The sequence below is a fragment of the Streptomyces sp. NBC_01808 genome (genome assembly GCF_035917395.1).
In the GTDB taxonomy this organism is placed as follows: Bacteria; Actinomycetota; Actinomycetes; order Streptomycetales; family Streptomycetaceae; genus Streptomyces.
Genome location: NZ_CP109072.1, coordinates 7,918,279 through 7,933,180 on the forward strand (window position 1 = coordinate 7,918,279; position 14,902 = coordinate 7,933,180).

A 14,902-nucleotide genomic window follows, 5' to 3' on the forward strand; every position below is an offset into this window, starting at 1 on the left:
CGCTATCTATTGGGCTGTCGTAGAAGAATGGGAGGGCAGTCCGTGCAGGACGTGGTGCTGGCGCTTCTGGTCAAGGGACCGTCGCACGGGTACGACCTGCGCGGGCGACTGCTGGCCGCGCTCGGGCCACTGGGCGAGACGCTCAACGCCGGGCAGGTGTACGTCACACTCACCCGGCTTGAGAAGGCAGGTCTGGTCGTACGGGAACGCGAGGACGCATCCGCGCGCGGTCCGCGGCGCAAGGTGTATGCGCTGACCGGAGCCGGACGGGAGCGGGTGGCCGGGTGGCTGGCCGAGCCCGCCGGGCCCCGGGCGGACGTGGCGGAGTTCCATCTGAAGCTGGTGGCCGCCGCCGAGTCGGGCATGGCAGAGCCGCTCGCGCTCGTCGAGGCCCGGCGCCGCGAGCTGAGGCGCAGCCTCGCCCAGGCCCAGCACGCCGTCCTTGCTCACGGCACGGACTCGGAGGCCGGGCTGCTGTTGGAGGGCGTGGCGCTCCGATTGCAGGCCGATCTGCGCTGGTTGGGGGCGTGTGAGCGGACCTGGTCCGCCCGCACGCCGTACGGGAAAGGCGGAGGGAACGGATGACGACACGAGGCGGCCGGCGGGGCAGAGGGCCATCCCGGCGCGGCGACCGTGGGGACGTGACGGCAGGTCCGGTACTGCGGGCCGTCGGCCTGTCGCGGGTCTACGGGCAGGGCGAGAGCACGGTGGTGGCCGTCGACGGGGTCGATCTCGACATACCGGCCGGGCAGACGCTGGCCGTGACCGGCCCCAGTGGCTGCGGCAAGTCGACACTGCTGCATCTCCTTGCCGGCCTCGACCGGCCCGACGGGGGTGAGGTGTGGCTCGGCGGGCGGCGCATCGACCGGCTCGGCCAGCGCGCGCTCGCCCGGCTGCGGCGCCGCGCCGTCGGCTTCGTGCACCAGGACTTCCACCTGATGGGCGAGTTGACCGCGGCCGAGAACGTCGAGTTGCCCGCGCTGCTCGCGGGCGACTCACCGCGCACCGCCCGCCGTCGCGCCGCCGCCCTTCTCGACCGCGTCGGGCTTGCGGACCGGGACCGGCACCTGCCGTCCGGGCTGTCCGGCGGGCAGCGCCAGCGGGTCGCCATCGCCCGCGCCCTGGTCAACGAGCCGCTCGTGGTCCTCGCCGACGAACCCACCGGGAACCTCGACACCGCCGCGACCCACGACGTACTGCGCCTCTTCGCCGACCTGCGGGACGCCGGACAGACCCTCGTACTCGTCACCCATGACGAACGCGTCGCCGCCACCGCGGGCCGGGTCGTCTCCCTCCGCGACGGGGCGCTGTCCGAGGACACAGCCGTGGCTGCGGGTGGCTCGCAGCTCGGCGCGTTCCTCGGATGGGAGGGGTGATGACGGGCCGTCTGCTGCTGATCTGGCGGCTCGTCGCACGGGACATGCGGCGCCGTCCGGGCGAAGCCGTCATGTTCCTGCTCGCCGTCACCGCCGCCACCGCGTCGCTGACCCTGGGCATGGCCACCGACAACGCCGTGGCCGGCGGGTACATGAAGACCCGCGAGGCCACCTCAGGGCCGGACGTCACGGCCGTCACCACCGCCAGGAACCCCTCCGCCCTGGCCGGGCGCATCGCCGACGCCCCCGGCGTGGACACGCTGGCCGCCCCGGTCCCCGGGTTCTCCACCACGGTCCGCGCCAACGGGCAGACGGAGAACACCGCGGTCGAGGGGCGCGAGCACACCGCGTCCGCCGTGGACCGGCCGCTGGTGACCTCCGGCACGTGGGTACGCAGCGGCGGCGCGGTCGTCGAACGCGGCTTCGCCCAGGCACTCGGCGTGCACGTCGGCGACCGCGTCACCATCGGCGGGCGCGCATACCCGGTGGTCGGTACGGCCGTCAGCGCGGCCACCGCCGTCTATCCGTGGGGCAATTGGGCCGAGGGCCCCGGGCCGTCCGAAGGGGGCGGCCGGATCTGGCTCACCACCGACGACGCCCGCGCGGCAGCCGGCGACGAGTCGCTCCTGTACCTGCTGAACATCAAGCTGTCCGACCCCGACACCGCGCGCAGTTGGGCGGACACCATCCTCACCGGCGACCTCCGGGGCCGGGACTGGGTCAACACCCATCCCTGGCAGACCTTCGTCGACGGAGACACCCGGCTGCTGCGTTTCGTCCAACCCGCCCTGGTCGTCGGCGGGGGTCTGCTCGCCGCGGCCTCGCTGGTCACCCTCGCCTCACTCGCCGCCGTGCGCGCACCGCGGGACCACCGGCGCGCGGGCCTGTTCAAGGCGGTCGGCGCCACCCCCCGTACCGTGGCCGCGATGCTGCTCGCGCAGTACCTGCTCCTGACGCTGGTGGCCGCCGCGGTCGGGGTCACCGCGGGATGTCTGACCGCGCCCGCACTGGCCGACCCCAGCGCCGGGCTGCTCAACACCGCCGGCCCGCCGACAACGGGCATCGTCGCGGCCGCGACCGTGCTCGCCCTCCTGGTGACCCTGATCGGCACACTCGGCCCGGTCCTGCGCACCGTGCGCTCCAGCACCGTCGACACCATCGCCGACCCTGCGCACCTGACCGCGTACCGTCCTCGCCTCGCGGCCATGACCGCCTATCTGCCCACGCCGCTCCTGATCGGCGTACGCCTGATCGCACGCCGTCCCGGCCGCGCGGTCCTGAGCGCCGTCGGCACGGCCGCCACCACCGTCATGGTGACCGCGGTCCTCACCTTCCAGGTGTCGCTCGAAGCGGACACCGCTCAGGGAGCGTCCGCCGTCGAGGAGATCCGCAACGCCGTGACCAGCCAGGTCATGCTCGGTGTCACGGTCGCCCTCGTGGCGTTGTCCGTGCTCAACACCGTCTTCGTCAGCTGGAGCACCGCAGTGCAGGCCCGGCGCGCCCTGGCCGTCACCCGCACCCTCGGTGCCACCCCCGGCCAGGTCATCGCGGCGCTGTGCATCGCGCAACTGCTGCCCGCCGTGGGCGCGATCGCGATGGGCATACCGATCGGGATCGGCCTGTTCGCAGTGTTCAGCGCGGCCGTGGTGACACCCCCGGGCAGCTGGCTCGCGACCGCGGTCCCGGCTGTACTCCTTGCCGTAGCGGCGCTGACCGCCCTGCCCGCATGGCTCCATACCCGCAGCCCCGCCGGGCGCGTCCTCAACGCCGAACCAGCCTGACGGGCCCTTCACTCAGGGCCCGCCGATCAGTACTCGTCCTCATCGTCACCGGCGGCGTCCGGGGCACGGAAGGAGCGCAGGCCACCAGTTTCAGCGGTACGGCCTCGTCCGCGGCGAAGACGGCCGGCTCCGCGTAGCGGCGGGCGCCGTCGGCAGTTAGGCGGGTGGTGGCAGCTTCCACGGTGGCGCGCACTGCCTGGCTGCGGCGGGCGGGGTCGTCCAGATCAAGCACCCCGGTCGGGGAGTCCACCCCGGCCGGCCCGTGGGCCCGCAGTTGCTGCAGCAGTGTGGTCGCGGCGTGGGTGGTGTCGGCGCCGGTGGCTGCCTGATCGGCGATCACCCGGTTGGCCAGCCGCAGCAACAGAGCCCACCGGCCCGTCACCTGCAGCAGATCCTCAGCGAGGTCCCGCGGCAGGGGCGACGGCAGCTCCCAGGTCAGCACCTTCATCGCCTGGACGTGGGACATCTCGTCGACCTGGATCGCCTGCGCGCCGGCGGGCAGCAGGCCGGGGCCGCGGGTGGTGATCAGCCGTACGCAGGAGTGGCCACCGTGCAGGAACGGCGCGAGTTGCTCGCTCTCCCACACGTCGTCGAGCACGAGCAGCGTGCGGGGCCGCTGATCCAGCAGCCGGCCCAGGTGGGCGCCGGCATGGTCAGGTCGTCGAACTCCTGGGTGTCGCCGGTGATGAACCGGGTGGCCTGCGCGACTTTCGCCGCGATCGCCGCCCGCCCCCGCACATCCCGGCCGATGGTCACCACATACACCCGGCCGCGAAACCGCCGCCGCACCCGAGGATGCGCGCGTACCAGCATCGCCAGCCTCGTCTTCCCGAAACCGCCGGCACCCCATAAGGACGTGGTGGCCCCCACCGCACGACGATCGCCGCACACCGCGGCCACCGCCTCGCGCGCCTGCGACCGGTCCACCACCCACGGCGGCACCACCGGCGCAGCCGGCGGCGGCGGATCCCCAGCCGCAGCAGAAGGCCGCTCCTGCAGATAGGCGACCACCGCCGTCGCCACGACAGCAAGTGCCGTCAGACCCGCCACCGACCACCACGGATACCGGCGCAGCAGATCCAGCGCCCCCGGCCACCGCTCCGCACCCGTAGCGGCATTCGCCGCCAACGACCCCAAGACACCGACCAGCACCGCGACACCGGCCAGCACCACCATCACGGGACTACGCGCACGCACTTTCCACCCCCGCCGAGCCGCACGCTTCGACGACCCGACCCTACCGACCACGCACTCAGCGACAACTCGGAATATGCGTCGAGCGCCGTACAGACCTGCCGCAGCCGTCCCGCTCTAGCGTCCCGGGGACCCAGGGATGTACCAACGCATCGGCCACCGACAGCTACAGAGCCGCGGGCACATGACGAAGCGCTGTCGCACCTTGACCATCCGAGGCGAACCGCTGCTCCAGCCAAGGCGCACGGTCACGGCACCGATTCCGGGCCGTCGGCAGGGGCGATGCCGGCCCGGGTTGGTTGGGCGGTGCCAGCCTGTGGGGCGGCGAGGCGTTTGCGGACGACCTGGCGGTTGCCGCGGTAGCAGCCGCGTTCGTGGGTCTCCGGGAACAGGCTGAAGCCGCTGACCTGCCCATGAGCCTCGGCGAAGTGCGCATCGAGATATCTCTTGAACAACTCCAGTACACCGTCAGGGCAGCGCTGGCGGGCCGAGGCGAGCGGCCGTAGCCTGCCAGTCGCCGTCGCTTGCGGATCTGCCGGCAGGACGGGCTGACCGTCCTGCCGGCTCGGCTCGGCTCAGCGCACGGCGAGGGCGACGACCTGGGTGACCGCGTCCTTGTCGAAGTTGTCGTCGCTGACCAGGATCAATGACCGCTCACCGGAGGGAAGTTCAGGCCCCCAGGTCATTCCCTCGGTATTGTCGACGGTGGATAGGCCGAGGGTGTCGAAGTCCGCGACGAGCTTCTTGCGCATCGGCACGACGTGCCGCTCGGCGAGGGAGTCCACGGCCCGTACGTCACTTGCGCCCCGGGTTGTGGCGTCGTACAGGCGGATCTTGTATCCCGAACCGGCGACCCAGGTGCGTTCCAGAACGAGGAAGCGGTGCGGGTCGTCGGGGAAGGCGAGGATCGACGGGACCCCGGTGTCCGGGCCCCACGGGCTGTCCGGGTCGGACTCGGCGAAGATCTTCTCGATCGGGTACGCGTACTGGCCGAGCACTCTGCCGCCGCGGGTCTGCTGCGTGACCCGCACGAGAGCGCCGTGGTGGGTGTCGGGCACCGGGCCGTCCTGGATCAGCGGCCCCTCGACCGCGCTGGTCACCACCCCGCTCCGGAAGCCGAAGGTAAACGCCTCGAGCGACTGGTTGCGGCGCGGGCCGCGCTCGTCCCTGGTGATCGCGTAGTTGTCCGGAAGCCGCAACTGCCCACGGTAGGCGCCCGTGCGGGAGGCGACCTGGATCGACGGCTGCACCAGCGGCGCGCCGGCCGCCGCAGGCCGGTCGCCCTCCTGCGCCCACCAGTAGCGACAGGTCCGGGGGTCGACCCGGACCTCCTCGGGATCGACAGCCTTCGCAGCATCGGCGGAGGGTGATGGATAGAGCGCGCCGTCGGGCTGGCGGAATGGACGGGTGCCGGTGAAGCGGACGGAGTGCACGCCGTCGGCGTCCACGTCCACCTCGGCGGTGTAGAAGCGGGCAGGCTGCAGGAACGAGCGGTCGTCGCTGATGAACACGTACTCGCCGGTGCACCGGTCGCGGTCGACGCCAGACAGGCCACCGACCGTGGTACCCCGGAAGTCCAGCTTGAACGGAACGATCTCCTCGCCCAGGAGGCGGGCTTGTGCCGCGGGCTGCGACGGCCGGGCGGTATGGCCCGGTGGAGGGGCGGCCGCGGCCACCACGGAAGCCAGCGTCGTCGTCAGGAACAGAGCCGTGCCGCATGCCCGGCGCATCAGGGGAGCTCTCATGCCGACCATCTTGTTCTGACGTGTCCCGTAACGCAGTCACCCACGCGGGTATTGCTGCCAACGGCTGCTTATCGCCTATCATGTGAGTTGTCGTCAGAACTGATGTACGTATGGCCCGCTCGGTAATGGAGTTCACCCCACCGGCACGGTCGCCCGCCGACCCGGCCGACGCGGACCGGTCGTCGTCCGCCGACAGCAGCGTGGCGAAGAGCGCATCGTCGGGGCCGATCTCACGCAGCTCCTCACGGAACGACGTCGACCATACCGCCGGCGTATCCGGCACCTCCTGGCGCGCCATCGCGGGCCAGTCCCGGTGCCGTACGGCACGGGCCCAGCACATGGCGCTGCCCTGAAGGCGCTCCCAGTGCCTTGGACGTATAGTCCGCCGACTCGAATAGACAGTCGATCGCATCTGCTTCGGAGCTGGCCGCCTCGTCGGCCTTGTTCTGCGAGTTCGCGGCGGTGACGAGGGAGAACGCGAGCACGAGCACCGTCAGCGTCTGCAGCGGGCCGAACAGGTCCTTCACGCTGACCGTCGCCCCGTCGTCATCCATGAGGCGGCCACGCAGGAAGCGGTTGAGCCTGATGCCTACGACGAGGGCACAGACCGCACGTGAAGCCTCTGGCGGAACGGGTGATCTTGGTCGTGAACCCGTCTACCAGGGGCTTCACTCGTCTGTCACGCCAACCGCCGGACTACATCAGCAGGTTGGAAAAGGCTCAATACCTCGACCCCGTCCCGTGAGACCTCGGGCGGGGTGAGCATGCCGTGGCTTGCGCCGATCTCCCACAGCAGCGACCAGTCGCCGAGCACGGCCAGGCGGCCGATGGTGTAGATGGTCTTCACGTCGATGCGTGCGTCTCCTTCACGCGGTGTCATGTCGGGCAGTTGTTCCACCGGGCCGCCGGCCACGCGTTCGGCGAGTTGTAGCGGGATGATTTCCACGGGCCAGGGTGAGGTAGTAGTTGATGCTGCCGCGCTCCCACGCATCGGCGAACCATGCTGCTGCGGTCATGGCCGAAGCCTCCGGATTCCGTCTCGTTGCTGGCCTGCGGGGGCCGGAGATGCCTCCGCCCCCGCAGGTGTTGATCGGGTGCGTCAGCCTGTCAGGGCTGGGGGACGGTGCACAGCACTCTGGCTGTGCTGGTGTTGCAGTGGCGGAAATAGGGGAAGTCCATCCAGTACGCGTCCGCGTCCAGCAGCCGGTACTTGGTGGAGAAGCTGTTAGTGAACGCGTTTCCCGTCGATGGGGACTGCTGCATGATCGGGTGACACCTGACCTGGCTTGCTGAGAGGCGGCCTGGAAGGATGTTGCAGTGCCCAAGCCGTATCCGAAGGAGTTCCGCGAGGACGTCGTGCGGGTCGCGCGCAACCGCGAGCCCGGCGTCACGCTGGAACAGATCGCCGCCGACTTCGGGGGCCACCCGATCACGCTGTCGAAGTGGCTGCGCCGCGCCGACATCGACCAGGGCACCAGGCCCGCGGCGACGTCGGGTGAGTCGGCGGAGCTGCGCGAGGCCCGCGAGCGGATCCGGCTGCTGGAGCAGGAGAACGAGGTGCTGCGGAGGGCCGCGGCGTATTTGTCGCAGGCGGGTCTGCCGGCAGAATGATGTACCCGCTCGTCCGCGAGCTGGCCGCCGCTGATGCCCGGATGCGGGTGCCGGTGGCGGCGGATGTGCCGGGTGCTGAAGCTCGCCCGCCAGCCCTCCTACCGGTGGCTGGCCCGGCGGGTCACCGAGGCGGAACTGACCGAGGGGTACCGGGCCGACGCCCTGTTTGACGCGCACCGCGACGACCCCGAGTTCGGGCACCGCTTCCTCCTCGACGAAGCGCGGGCCGCGGGTCAGGTGATGGCCGAGCGGACCGCCTGGCGGATCTGCCGGGACAACCGCTGCTGGAGCGCCTTCGGGAAGCGCACAGGTCGCGGCAAGAACGCCACGGCCGGGCCACCGGTGCACGATGACCGGGTGCGGCGCGACTTCACCGCCGCCGCTCCCAACCGGCTGTGGCTCACGGACATCACCGAGCACCCGACCGGCGAGGGCAAGCTGTATCTGTGCGCCGTCAAGGACGTGTACTCCGGTCGCATCGTGGGCTATTCCATCGACGCCCGGATGAAGTCCCGCCTTGCGGTGGCCGCGCTTCAATCCGCGGTCGCCCGCCGCGGCCAGGTGGCCGGACGTGTGGTGCATTCGGATCGCAGATCGCAGATCGCGGATCGCGGTTCCGGTCACGGAAGGTGGCCGCCGTGCTGGTCCGGCACGGCCTGGTCGGCTCGATGGGCCGGTCGGTGCGGCCGGCGACAACGCCGCGATGGGGAGCTTCTTCGCGCTGTTGTCGGCGTTCGCGTGAACGTCCAGGTGTACGCCGACACCCGCGGGCGCGGGGAGCACTGCCGCCAGCTCCCAGGCCCAGCCGGACGTGCGCCTGCTGGTCGCCGGTCCCGGGCTGGCCGGCGAGCTCCCCGCTGAGACACTTCACGATCGCCTCGGCACGCTGGTAGCCGCCCTGTCTCCCAGCCATGTCGCCGGCATCGCTCACGTGCTGCGCTGGCACGCATCCGAAGCATCCGTGCTGCTTGCTGCCACCCTGCACGGAACCCGGGGTCTGTGCGAGATCCGCGATGCCGGACGGACTACGGCCCCAAGATCTGCCAGCCAGATCTCCAGTCCCCCCTCCAAGCCAACGCGCTCGCCCACACCCTGTTCCACACCGTCAGCCTCGACGCAGCGGAACAGAAGTGCCGGCACGTCTGCGGGCTCCAGGCCGAGATGCGCGGCATGGACAAGCAGACGGCGGCGCGCCGGGCCGACGAGCTGATCGAGCTGACGGGCCTGAAGGGCTTCGAGGACGCCCTGCCGTACGAGTTGTCCGGCGGCATGCAGCAGCGCGTCGCCCTGTGTCGCGCGCTGCTGCACGAGCCGCCGGTGCTGCTGCTCGACGAGCCGTTCGGCGCGCTGGACGCGCCGACGGCGGAGCACCTGAACGTCGGGCTGAACCGCATCTGGCGGGAGACGGGCACGACCATCGTGCTGGTCACCCACTCCATCGCGGAGGCCGTCTGCCTCGGCACCCGGGTCGAGGGCGATGAGCGCCCGCCCGGGCCGGATCATCGAGACGATGCCGGTGGACCTGCCGCCGGGGCCCGCTACCGCACGGTCACGGCTTGGGGAATCGTTACGGCCAGATCGAGTCGACCCACTCCGGGTGGTCGATGAAGGGGTTCCGGTTGTGCTGGATCTGGTCGAAGATCACCTGGTTGCGGTTCTTTTCGAAATCGCTGGGCGGGTCCTGGTCGTTCCACTCCTTGAGGACTGAGAGCTTGCCGATGGCAGGCGACGAGCCGTTGTTGACCTGGTCGTTGGGCTCCAGGTCGGCGAAACCGTCGTCGCCGTCGTAGCGGACGGCCATGTAGAGGATCATGCGGGCGACGTCGCCCTTGACCTCGTCGCGGGGCTCGAAGGAGTCGTCGTCGCTGAAGCTCCCCGGGGCCTGGTCGACCGGGCTGCCGCCGTAGTCGAAGTCCTTGTTCCCGCGGGTGCTGTTGACCGTCACGTCTGTGGGGCGCAGGTGGTGCACATCGGTGCCCGGGCCGGTCGAGGTACCGAAGTCGCCGTGGCTCTTGGCCCAGACGTGCTCGCGGTTCCAGTCGTCGGCGTTGCCGCCGTTGGAGTCCTTGCTCCGCGAGTCGCCGCTGTAGAGGAGGATGACGTTGTCCGGGTTCGCCGGGTCCTCGTCAGTCTCCATGAGTGCGTCCCAGACCTGGCTGTATGAGATCTTGGTCTGGTCGCTGATGATCGTGTGCAGGGCGCTCTTGAGCTCGTCGCCCTCCTTGCCGAGCGCGTCCTTGTAGTACGTGTCGTCGTACACGACGACGGAGGACGTTGCGGGTTCGGCGGGCGTTGCCGCGACGGAGGGCAGCGTACCGGTGGCCGCCGCGGCCAGAGCCACGGCGGAGATCAGCGCGGCGCGCGATATTCGGGACGTGTCCACGGAAGGACCTCTCTCCGGGAGTCGGCACCTGCCGGTGCCGGGTGTGGGGGGTGGCACGTGGGCCGGCCGGGTGCCGGACCTCCAACGAGCGTGACAGCACGCGCAGTTGGCTTCAAGTGCGTGCCCGCAGGTGGCCGCGCGTAGACCTGATATCCCGTGTTGTCGCGGTGTCCGGCGCGAGCGGTGCTTTCGCGTTCGGTGGTGATGGTCACGACGGCGGCTCGGTCCGGCGGGCAGTCGAGTGCGGAGAAGGCGGCGACGGTGTGCGGGGCCGTGATCTGCTCGCGCAGCATCGGAATCAGCGCTACCAGCCACGGCAGCCCCTGCTTGTCCATCCCGGCCGTAGGTCGGTCGGGGTAGTGGCCGGCGGAGTTAGATGCACCTGGGCGGGCCGACTCCGGCCATCAACGACCTGCGCCGACTGACCGAGGCCGGGCGGCGGGTCGTCGTCTACTCGAGGTCGTTTTGTCCCGGTGATTCAACCTGGAATTGGCGTTTGATCCTGTGGTGTCGGGTCACGCCCAAGGCTGGAGCGTGATGATGGTCCCGGCCGATGAGGAGGGGCCGGCGTTTGCCTGCACCGGCGGGCTGTGGCACACCCACGGGTCGCCTGCGGGTCACCCGCGGTCGGGAGTACGCGGATGCTCCATGCCGGAGAGCCAGGTCGTGAGCAGCGTTTCGAGTGACTCGGCCTCGGCGGGCGTCAGCAGATCCACCAGGCGGCGTTCGTTGCGCATGTGGTCCGTGAATGCTCGGTCGATCAGTTCGCGTCCGGGTCCGGTGAGGGCAACGATCCGGCCGCGCTGGTCGTAGTCGGAGCGGCGGCGGGTGACGAGCCCGGCTCGCTCCAGGCGGTCGATTCTCTTCGTCATCGCGCCGGTGGTGACCATCGTGTGCGCGGCGAGTTCGCCGGGTGCCCGCTCGTAGGGGGCCCCGGCGCGGCGCAGGGCACACAGGACATCGAACTCGCCCTCGCTGAGACCGTAGCGGCCGTAGACGAGGCAGAGTTCCCCGGTAAGCCGGTCGGCCAGGCGGTGCAGTCGGCCGATCACGCCCTGCGGGGCGACGTCGATGTCGGGGCGCTCGCGGCGCCAGTCGGCCTGGATGCGGGCCACCCTGTCCAGCGGTTCATCGTGCTCCATGGACTCCATAGTAGCTTCCCGGGAAGTTACATTAGCTTCCATGGAAGCCAATATGCGCTGGGTGGCACTGACCGCGGTCGCGCCGGCGGCCTGGGGGACCAACTACTTCGTCACCCACGAGTACCTGCCGGCCGACCGCCCGCTCTACGGGGCCGCCCTGCGGGCACTGCCCGCCGGCCTCGTCCTGCTCGCCCTGCGCAGGCAGCGGCCACGCGGCGCCTGGTGGTGGCGCTCCGCGGTGCTCGGACTGCTCAACATGAGCGTGTTCTTCGTCCTCGTCTACGTCGCCTCCCAACTGCTTCCGACGAGCATCGCCTCGACCGTCATGGCGGCGTCCCCGCTGACGATGATGCTCATCGCCTGGCCCCTGGTGTCCGAGCGGCCCCGGACCGCCGGCTTGGCCGCTGCCGCGATCGGACTCGGCGGGGTCTGTCTCATGCTGCTCACCGGGGTGAAAGGGGCGAGCGTACCGGGAGTCCTCGCCTCGGCCGCCGCCATGCTGGTGTCGTCCTTCGGTCACATCCTGACCAAACGGTGGAGCGCCGACACCGATGTGCTCGCCTCGACCGCCTGGCAACTCACCGCCGGAGGTCTGTTCCTGCTCCCGGTCGCCGCAGCCGTGGAGGGCCCACCGCCCGAGCTCTCCACACCGACGCTCCTCGCGTTCGGCTACGTCGCCGTGGTAGCCACCGCGCTGGCCTTCGCCGCCTGGTTCACCGGGCTGCGGCACCTGCCCGCGGGGACAGTCGGACTGATCGGGTTGCTCAACCCCGTTACGGGCGTCCTGCTCGGCACAGCCGTCGCCGGAGAGGTGCTGACCCTCCAGCAACTGTGCGGATTGGTCCTGGTCCTGGCCGGAGTCGTCCTGGGCCAGTCCAAGCGCACGGGCCGGCGCGACAGCAGTCAGGCACCTCCCGACCCGGTATCGGACGTGTGTCCCGCGCAAGCGCCCCTCCCTACCCGATCCCCGTGAGGATCAGAGGTAGGGGAAGGGCGCCCGGCCCGGACGTGTACGAGGCCGAGTTGAGCCCCGCCGACTCGCCGCAGGGCGTTGGCACCACGGACAGTGATCACCCCACGGAACTTGTGCCAGACCCGGTTCTCGTGAACAGAGCCCCTTCTGGACACCCTTCGATCCCGAGCGCATCTTCCTGCTGGTCCAGGGAGGCACCTGACCCGGCCGAGTTCGTCAGGCGCCGGCGAGGAGGGGGTCGTACGGGGTGCTCGTGCGGCGGCCGGCCATGAAGGAGAGGAAGTCGCCCACGAAGGCGCTCCGGCCGTAGGTGCCGTCGGTGGCGGTGAGGTCGCGGTGAAAGGCGGTGCGGAAGAGGGTTCGGTACTCGTCCGCGTCGATGCTCCCGTTGCCGTCCTTGTCGGTGGCGTCGAAGAGGACCTCGGCTACGCGGATGAGCGCGGGTCCGGCGAGGGAGGGGACGGCGGTGGCGTACTCCTCGGCGCTGACGCGGCCGTCGCCGTCCGTGTCGAGGGCGGCCTGGAGCTCCCGCCACCAGGCGGCGAAGGCGTCGTAGAGCCGGGCCTCCTCGGGTTCGTCCAGGTCGAGGCGGGTGGAGAGTTCGCGTGCCATGGCGGCGAGGTCGGGCCAGTCGAGGTGGCCGTCGCCGGTCTGGTCCAGCACCCGGCGGAAGAACTCCTCCGCCGAGCGTCGGTTCTCTCCCGTGGCCGCCGAAGGTGCCGGGCCGGGGTCGGTGTCGCCGCTCAGTGGTGTGAGGAGGCGGAGCAGGGCCGATGCCCGCTTCATACGGGCGCGCAGGGCGGTTACGGTACGGGCGCGGGGGTCGTCGCTGCCGGGCGGGAGTGAGACGGCTTCGATGATGCTCTCGGCGTTGATCCAGCCCTCGGGCAGGAATCGGGTGAGCCCGGCGGCGAGGTAGGCGCCCTGCATGAGGGTCGGGGCGCCGGGCATCTCGGGCAGGCCGGCCCGGCGCCGGTAGGGCTCGGGGAGCGACGCGACGGTGATCGCGCCGATGAGCGGACCGGCGACGGCGCGGCCGGCCGCCCACAGTGTCGGCGCGCCGTCGAGCAGCGCGGGGGCGGGCAGGTGGTCGAAGAGCCGGTAGAGGATGACGCGGGCCGCCTCGGTGTTCTCCAGCTCGTTTTCGACGACCCGGTCGAAGTATCGCCAGAAGTCGTTCAGGTCCTCGGGGAGTTCCGCGGCGTCGCCGTCGAGCGCGGCGAGGAACCCGCGGTACTCGGCGTACATCCGCTCCATCGCGTCCTGGTCGAGCGGCTGGCCGCTCAGCCGGCACATGGTGACGGCGCTCTCGAAGAGGGTGGCGACCACCCAGGCGCGGGTCGCGCGGTCCATCGCGTCGTAGGCGCGGCCGCGGGAGTCGGAGCCGCTCATACGGGCGTGCAGCCGGTTGAGCCGGGCGGCCTCCCGTTCGCGTACCGCCGGGTCGGCGCCGAACATGCGCCGCATGCTGAGGAAGGTGTTGCGCAGGCGGCGCCAGGGGTGGGCGACGAAAACGGAGTTGTCGACGAGGGCGGCGCCGACCTGCGGGTGAGCGGCCTCCAGCACGGTGGCGCGGATGATGGCCAGGGCCCAGCGCGGGTCGTCGAAGAAGCCGCTGAACTTCGATTCCGGGCCGAACAGGAATGCCCCGTCGGCCGTTCCCGTGGTTTCGGTGGTCATGAGGGGTCTCCGTTCGTCCGGGCGGGCACGTCGCCGAAGCGGCGGTCGCGGCGCCGGTAGGCGTGCAGGGAGGCGAGGAAGTCGGGAGCACGGAAGTCCGGCCAGAGCACCTCGGGGAAGACCCACTCGGCGTAGGCGACCTGCCAGAGCATGAAGTTGGAGATGCGCTGCTCACCGGAGGTGCGGATGACCAGATCCACATCGGGGGTGTCGGGGAAAGGCAGGTGGTCCGCGAAGAGCCGCTCGGTCACCTCGTCGGCGGGCGTCCCGCTGCGGATCAGCGACCTCGCAGCCTCGACGATGTCCCGGCGCCCGCCGTGGTCGAAGGCGACGGTCAGCGTCATCCCCCGGTTGCCGGCGGTGAGTGCCGCCAAGTCGTAGAAGTCCTGGGCCAGTCCACGGGGGATGCGCGGGTCGGCGACCCCGAGGAAACGGCAGCGGATGCCGCGCGCGAGCAGCAGCGGCGCGTGCTTGCGCACGACCCTGCGCACCAGACGCATCAGGAACTCGACCTCGGTGCCGGGGCGGTTCCAGTTCTCGGTGGAGAAGGCGTACAGGCTGAGCCACTCCACGCCGGCGGTCCGGGCCGCCTCGATGACGTCGATGACGGCGGTCACCGCGGCCCGGTGGCCCGCCGTACGGGGAAGCGAACGCCGCTGCGCCCAACGGCCGTTGCCGTCCATCACGCAGGCCACGTGCCGCGGCCCAGCACGTGGCGTCCCCTTCTCCCGCCGCTGATCGCCGGGTCCGCCAACGCGCTGTCGCCGGCCCGGCCGGTCCTCCGTCACCGCGCGTGCAGGCGGGACGCCGTAGTCCGTCACGCCAGGACCCGCCCCGTCCGGAACGGGGCCGCCCGCACCGCGCTCGGTCACGCCCACCCTGTGCCGCTCCCGCCTCGCCCACGCCCCACCGGTGCGTTCTCTCCTGGGAGTCTGACAGCGCGAACGGGCCCTTCACGGCCGAACGAGTGGCCGTCACCCTCGACTTGTACGTTCGAATCTGTCCGGGTTCCAGAGC

16 protein-coding genes and 2 pseudogenes are annotated in these 14,902 nt (G+C 71.0%); 7 read left to right on the forward strand and 11 right to left on the reverse strand.

Annotation, left to right across the window (positions count from 1 at the left end):
• Nucleotides 1-27: 27 nt before the first annotated feature.
• Genes OG946_RS34605 through OG946_RS34615 form a run of 3 tightly spaced genes read left to right on the forward strand, consistent with a single transcriptional unit; the run spans nucleotide 28 to nucleotide 3,157 of the window.
• Complete coding sequence (locus OG946_RS34605; protein WP_326799880.1) at nucleotides 28-585, forward strand: PadR family transcriptional regulator; 558 nt, start codon at nucleotides 28-30, stop codon at nucleotides 583-585.
• Nucleotides 582-1,376: an ABC transporter ATP-binding protein gene (locus tag OG946_RS34610; protein ID WP_442814573.1), complete on the forward strand. Its 795-nt coding sequence runs from the start codon at nucleotides 582-584 to the stop codon at nucleotides 1,374-1,376. Before OG946_RS34605 ends, OG946_RS34610 begins: the two co-directional genes overlap by 4 nt.
• Nucleotides 1,376-3,157 carry an ABC transporter permease gene (locus OG946_RS34615; protein WP_326799882.1) on the forward strand — a complete coding sequence of 594 codons (1,782 nt, stop codon included), beginning with the start codon at nucleotides 1,376-1,378 and terminating at the stop codon, nucleotides 3,155-3,157. Before OG946_RS34610 ends, OG946_RS34615 begins: the two co-directional genes overlap by 1 nt.
• Here OG946_RS34615 and OG946_RS34620 read toward each other — a convergent pair.
• From OG946_RS34620 to OG946_RS34650, 7 genes are all read right to left on the reverse strand, one after another.
• The gene (locus OG946_RS34620) at nucleotides 3,138-3,755 is read right to left on the reverse strand and encodes a hypothetical protein (RefSeq protein ID WP_326799883.1); all 618 of its coding nucleotides are present in this window, start codon (nucleotides 3,753-3,755) and stop codon (nucleotides 3,138-3,140) included. The two genes, OG946_RS34615 and OG946_RS34620, sit on opposite strands and share 20 nt — an antisense overlap.
• Nucleotides 3,683-4,333, reverse strand: coding sequence for a hypothetical protein (locus OG946_RS34625; protein WP_326799884.1), 651 nt, complete (start codon nucleotides 4,331-4,333; stop codon nucleotides 3,683-3,685). Before OG946_RS34625 ends, OG946_RS34620 begins: the two co-directional genes overlap by 73 nt.
• A 266-nt stretch (nucleotides 4,334-4,599) precedes the next feature.
• Entirely contained in the window at nucleotides 4,600-4,806 is a 207-nt protein-coding gene (locus tag OG946_RS34630) for a hypothetical protein (RefSeq protein WP_326799885.1), read from the reverse strand.
• A 120-nt stretch (nucleotides 4,807-4,926) separates the two neighbouring features.
• Nucleotides 4,927-6,096, reverse strand: a complete 1,170-nt coding sequence (locus OG946_RS34635) for an esterase-like activity of phytase family protein (RefSeq protein ID WP_326799886.1) — start codon at nucleotides 6,094-6,096, stop codon at nucleotides 4,927-4,929.
• Nucleotides 6,097-6,338: 242 nt separating this feature from the next.
• Nucleotides 6,339-6,650: a hypothetical protein gene (locus OG946_RS34640; RefSeq protein ID WP_326799887.1), complete on the reverse strand. Its 312-nt coding sequence runs from the start codon at nucleotides 6,648-6,650 to the stop codon at nucleotides 6,339-6,341.
• Between the two features lie 125 nt (nucleotides 6,651-6,775).
• Complete coding sequence (locus tag OG946_RS34645; RefSeq protein ID WP_326799888.1) at nucleotides 6,776-7,042, reverse strand: hypothetical protein; 267 nt, start codon at nucleotides 7,040-7,042, stop codon at nucleotides 6,776-6,778.
• A 161-nt stretch (nucleotides 7,043-7,203) separates the two neighbouring features.
• Entirely contained in the window at nucleotides 7,204-7,359 is a 156-nt protein-coding gene (locus OG946_RS34650) for a hypothetical protein (RefSeq protein ID WP_326799889.1), read from the reverse strand.
• Nucleotides 7,360-7,413: 54 nt separating this feature from the next.
• Here OG946_RS34650 and OG946_RS34655 point away from each other — a divergent pair.
• From OG946_RS34655 to OG946_RS34665, 3 genes and pseudogenes are all read left to right on the forward strand, one after another.
• A pseudogene (locus OG946_RS34655) lies at nucleotides 7,414-8,434 on the forward strand (IS3 family transposase); the annotation flags it as partial.
• Between the two features lie 84 nt (nucleotides 8,435-8,518).
• Nucleotides 8,519-8,917: a DUF1152 domain-containing protein gene (locus tag OG946_RS34660; RefSeq protein WP_326799890.1), complete on the forward strand. Its 399-nt coding sequence runs from the start codon at nucleotides 8,519-8,521 to the stop codon at nucleotides 8,915-8,917.
• Nucleotides 8,857-9,235 (forward strand): annotated as a pseudogene (locus OG946_RS34665) (ABC transporter ATP-binding protein); the annotation flags it as partial. The gene OG946_RS34660 and the pseudogene OG946_RS34665, both read left to right, overlap by 61 nt.
• A gap of 39 nt (nucleotides 9,236-9,274) precedes the next feature.
• Here the strand turns inward: OG946_RS34665 and OG946_RS34670 are convergent.
• Nucleotides 9,275-10,090 carry an endonuclease I family protein gene (locus OG946_RS34670; RefSeq protein WP_326799891.1) on the reverse strand — a complete coding sequence of 272 codons (816 nt, stop codon included), beginning with the start codon at nucleotides 10,088-10,090 and terminating at the stop codon, nucleotides 9,275-9,277.
• Between the two features lie 617 nt (nucleotides 10,091-10,707).
• A complete protein-coding gene (locus OG946_RS34675) occupies nucleotides 10,708-11,232 on the reverse strand; it encodes a MarR family winged helix-turn-helix transcriptional regulator (protein WP_326799892.1) in 525 nt (174 codons plus the stop codon).
• Between the two features lie 52 nt (nucleotides 11,233-11,284).
• On the opposite strand from OG946_RS34675, the gene OG946_RS34680 reads away from it, so the two are divergent.
• Nucleotides 11,285-12,205: an EamA family transporter gene (locus tag OG946_RS34680; protein WP_326800465.1), complete on the forward strand. Its 921-nt coding sequence runs from the start codon at nucleotides 11,285-11,287 to the stop codon at nucleotides 12,203-12,205.
• A gap of 216 nt (nucleotides 12,206-12,421) precedes the next feature.
• Here OG946_RS34680 and OG946_RS34685 read toward each other — a convergent pair whose 3' ends face one another.
• Nucleotides 12,422-13,885: an oxygenase MpaB family protein gene (locus tag OG946_RS34685; protein WP_326799893.1), complete on the reverse strand. Its 1,464-nt coding sequence runs from the start codon at nucleotides 13,883-13,885 to the stop codon at nucleotides 12,422-12,424.
• Entirely contained in the window at nucleotides 13,882-14,568 is a 687-nt protein-coding gene (gene uppS / locus OG946_RS34690; RefSeq protein ID WP_326800466.1) for a polyprenyl diphosphate synthase, read from the reverse strand. The genes OG946_RS34685 and uppS overlap by 4 nt, the downstream gene beginning before the upstream one ends.
• Nucleotides 14,569-14,902: the final 334 nt, after the last annotated feature.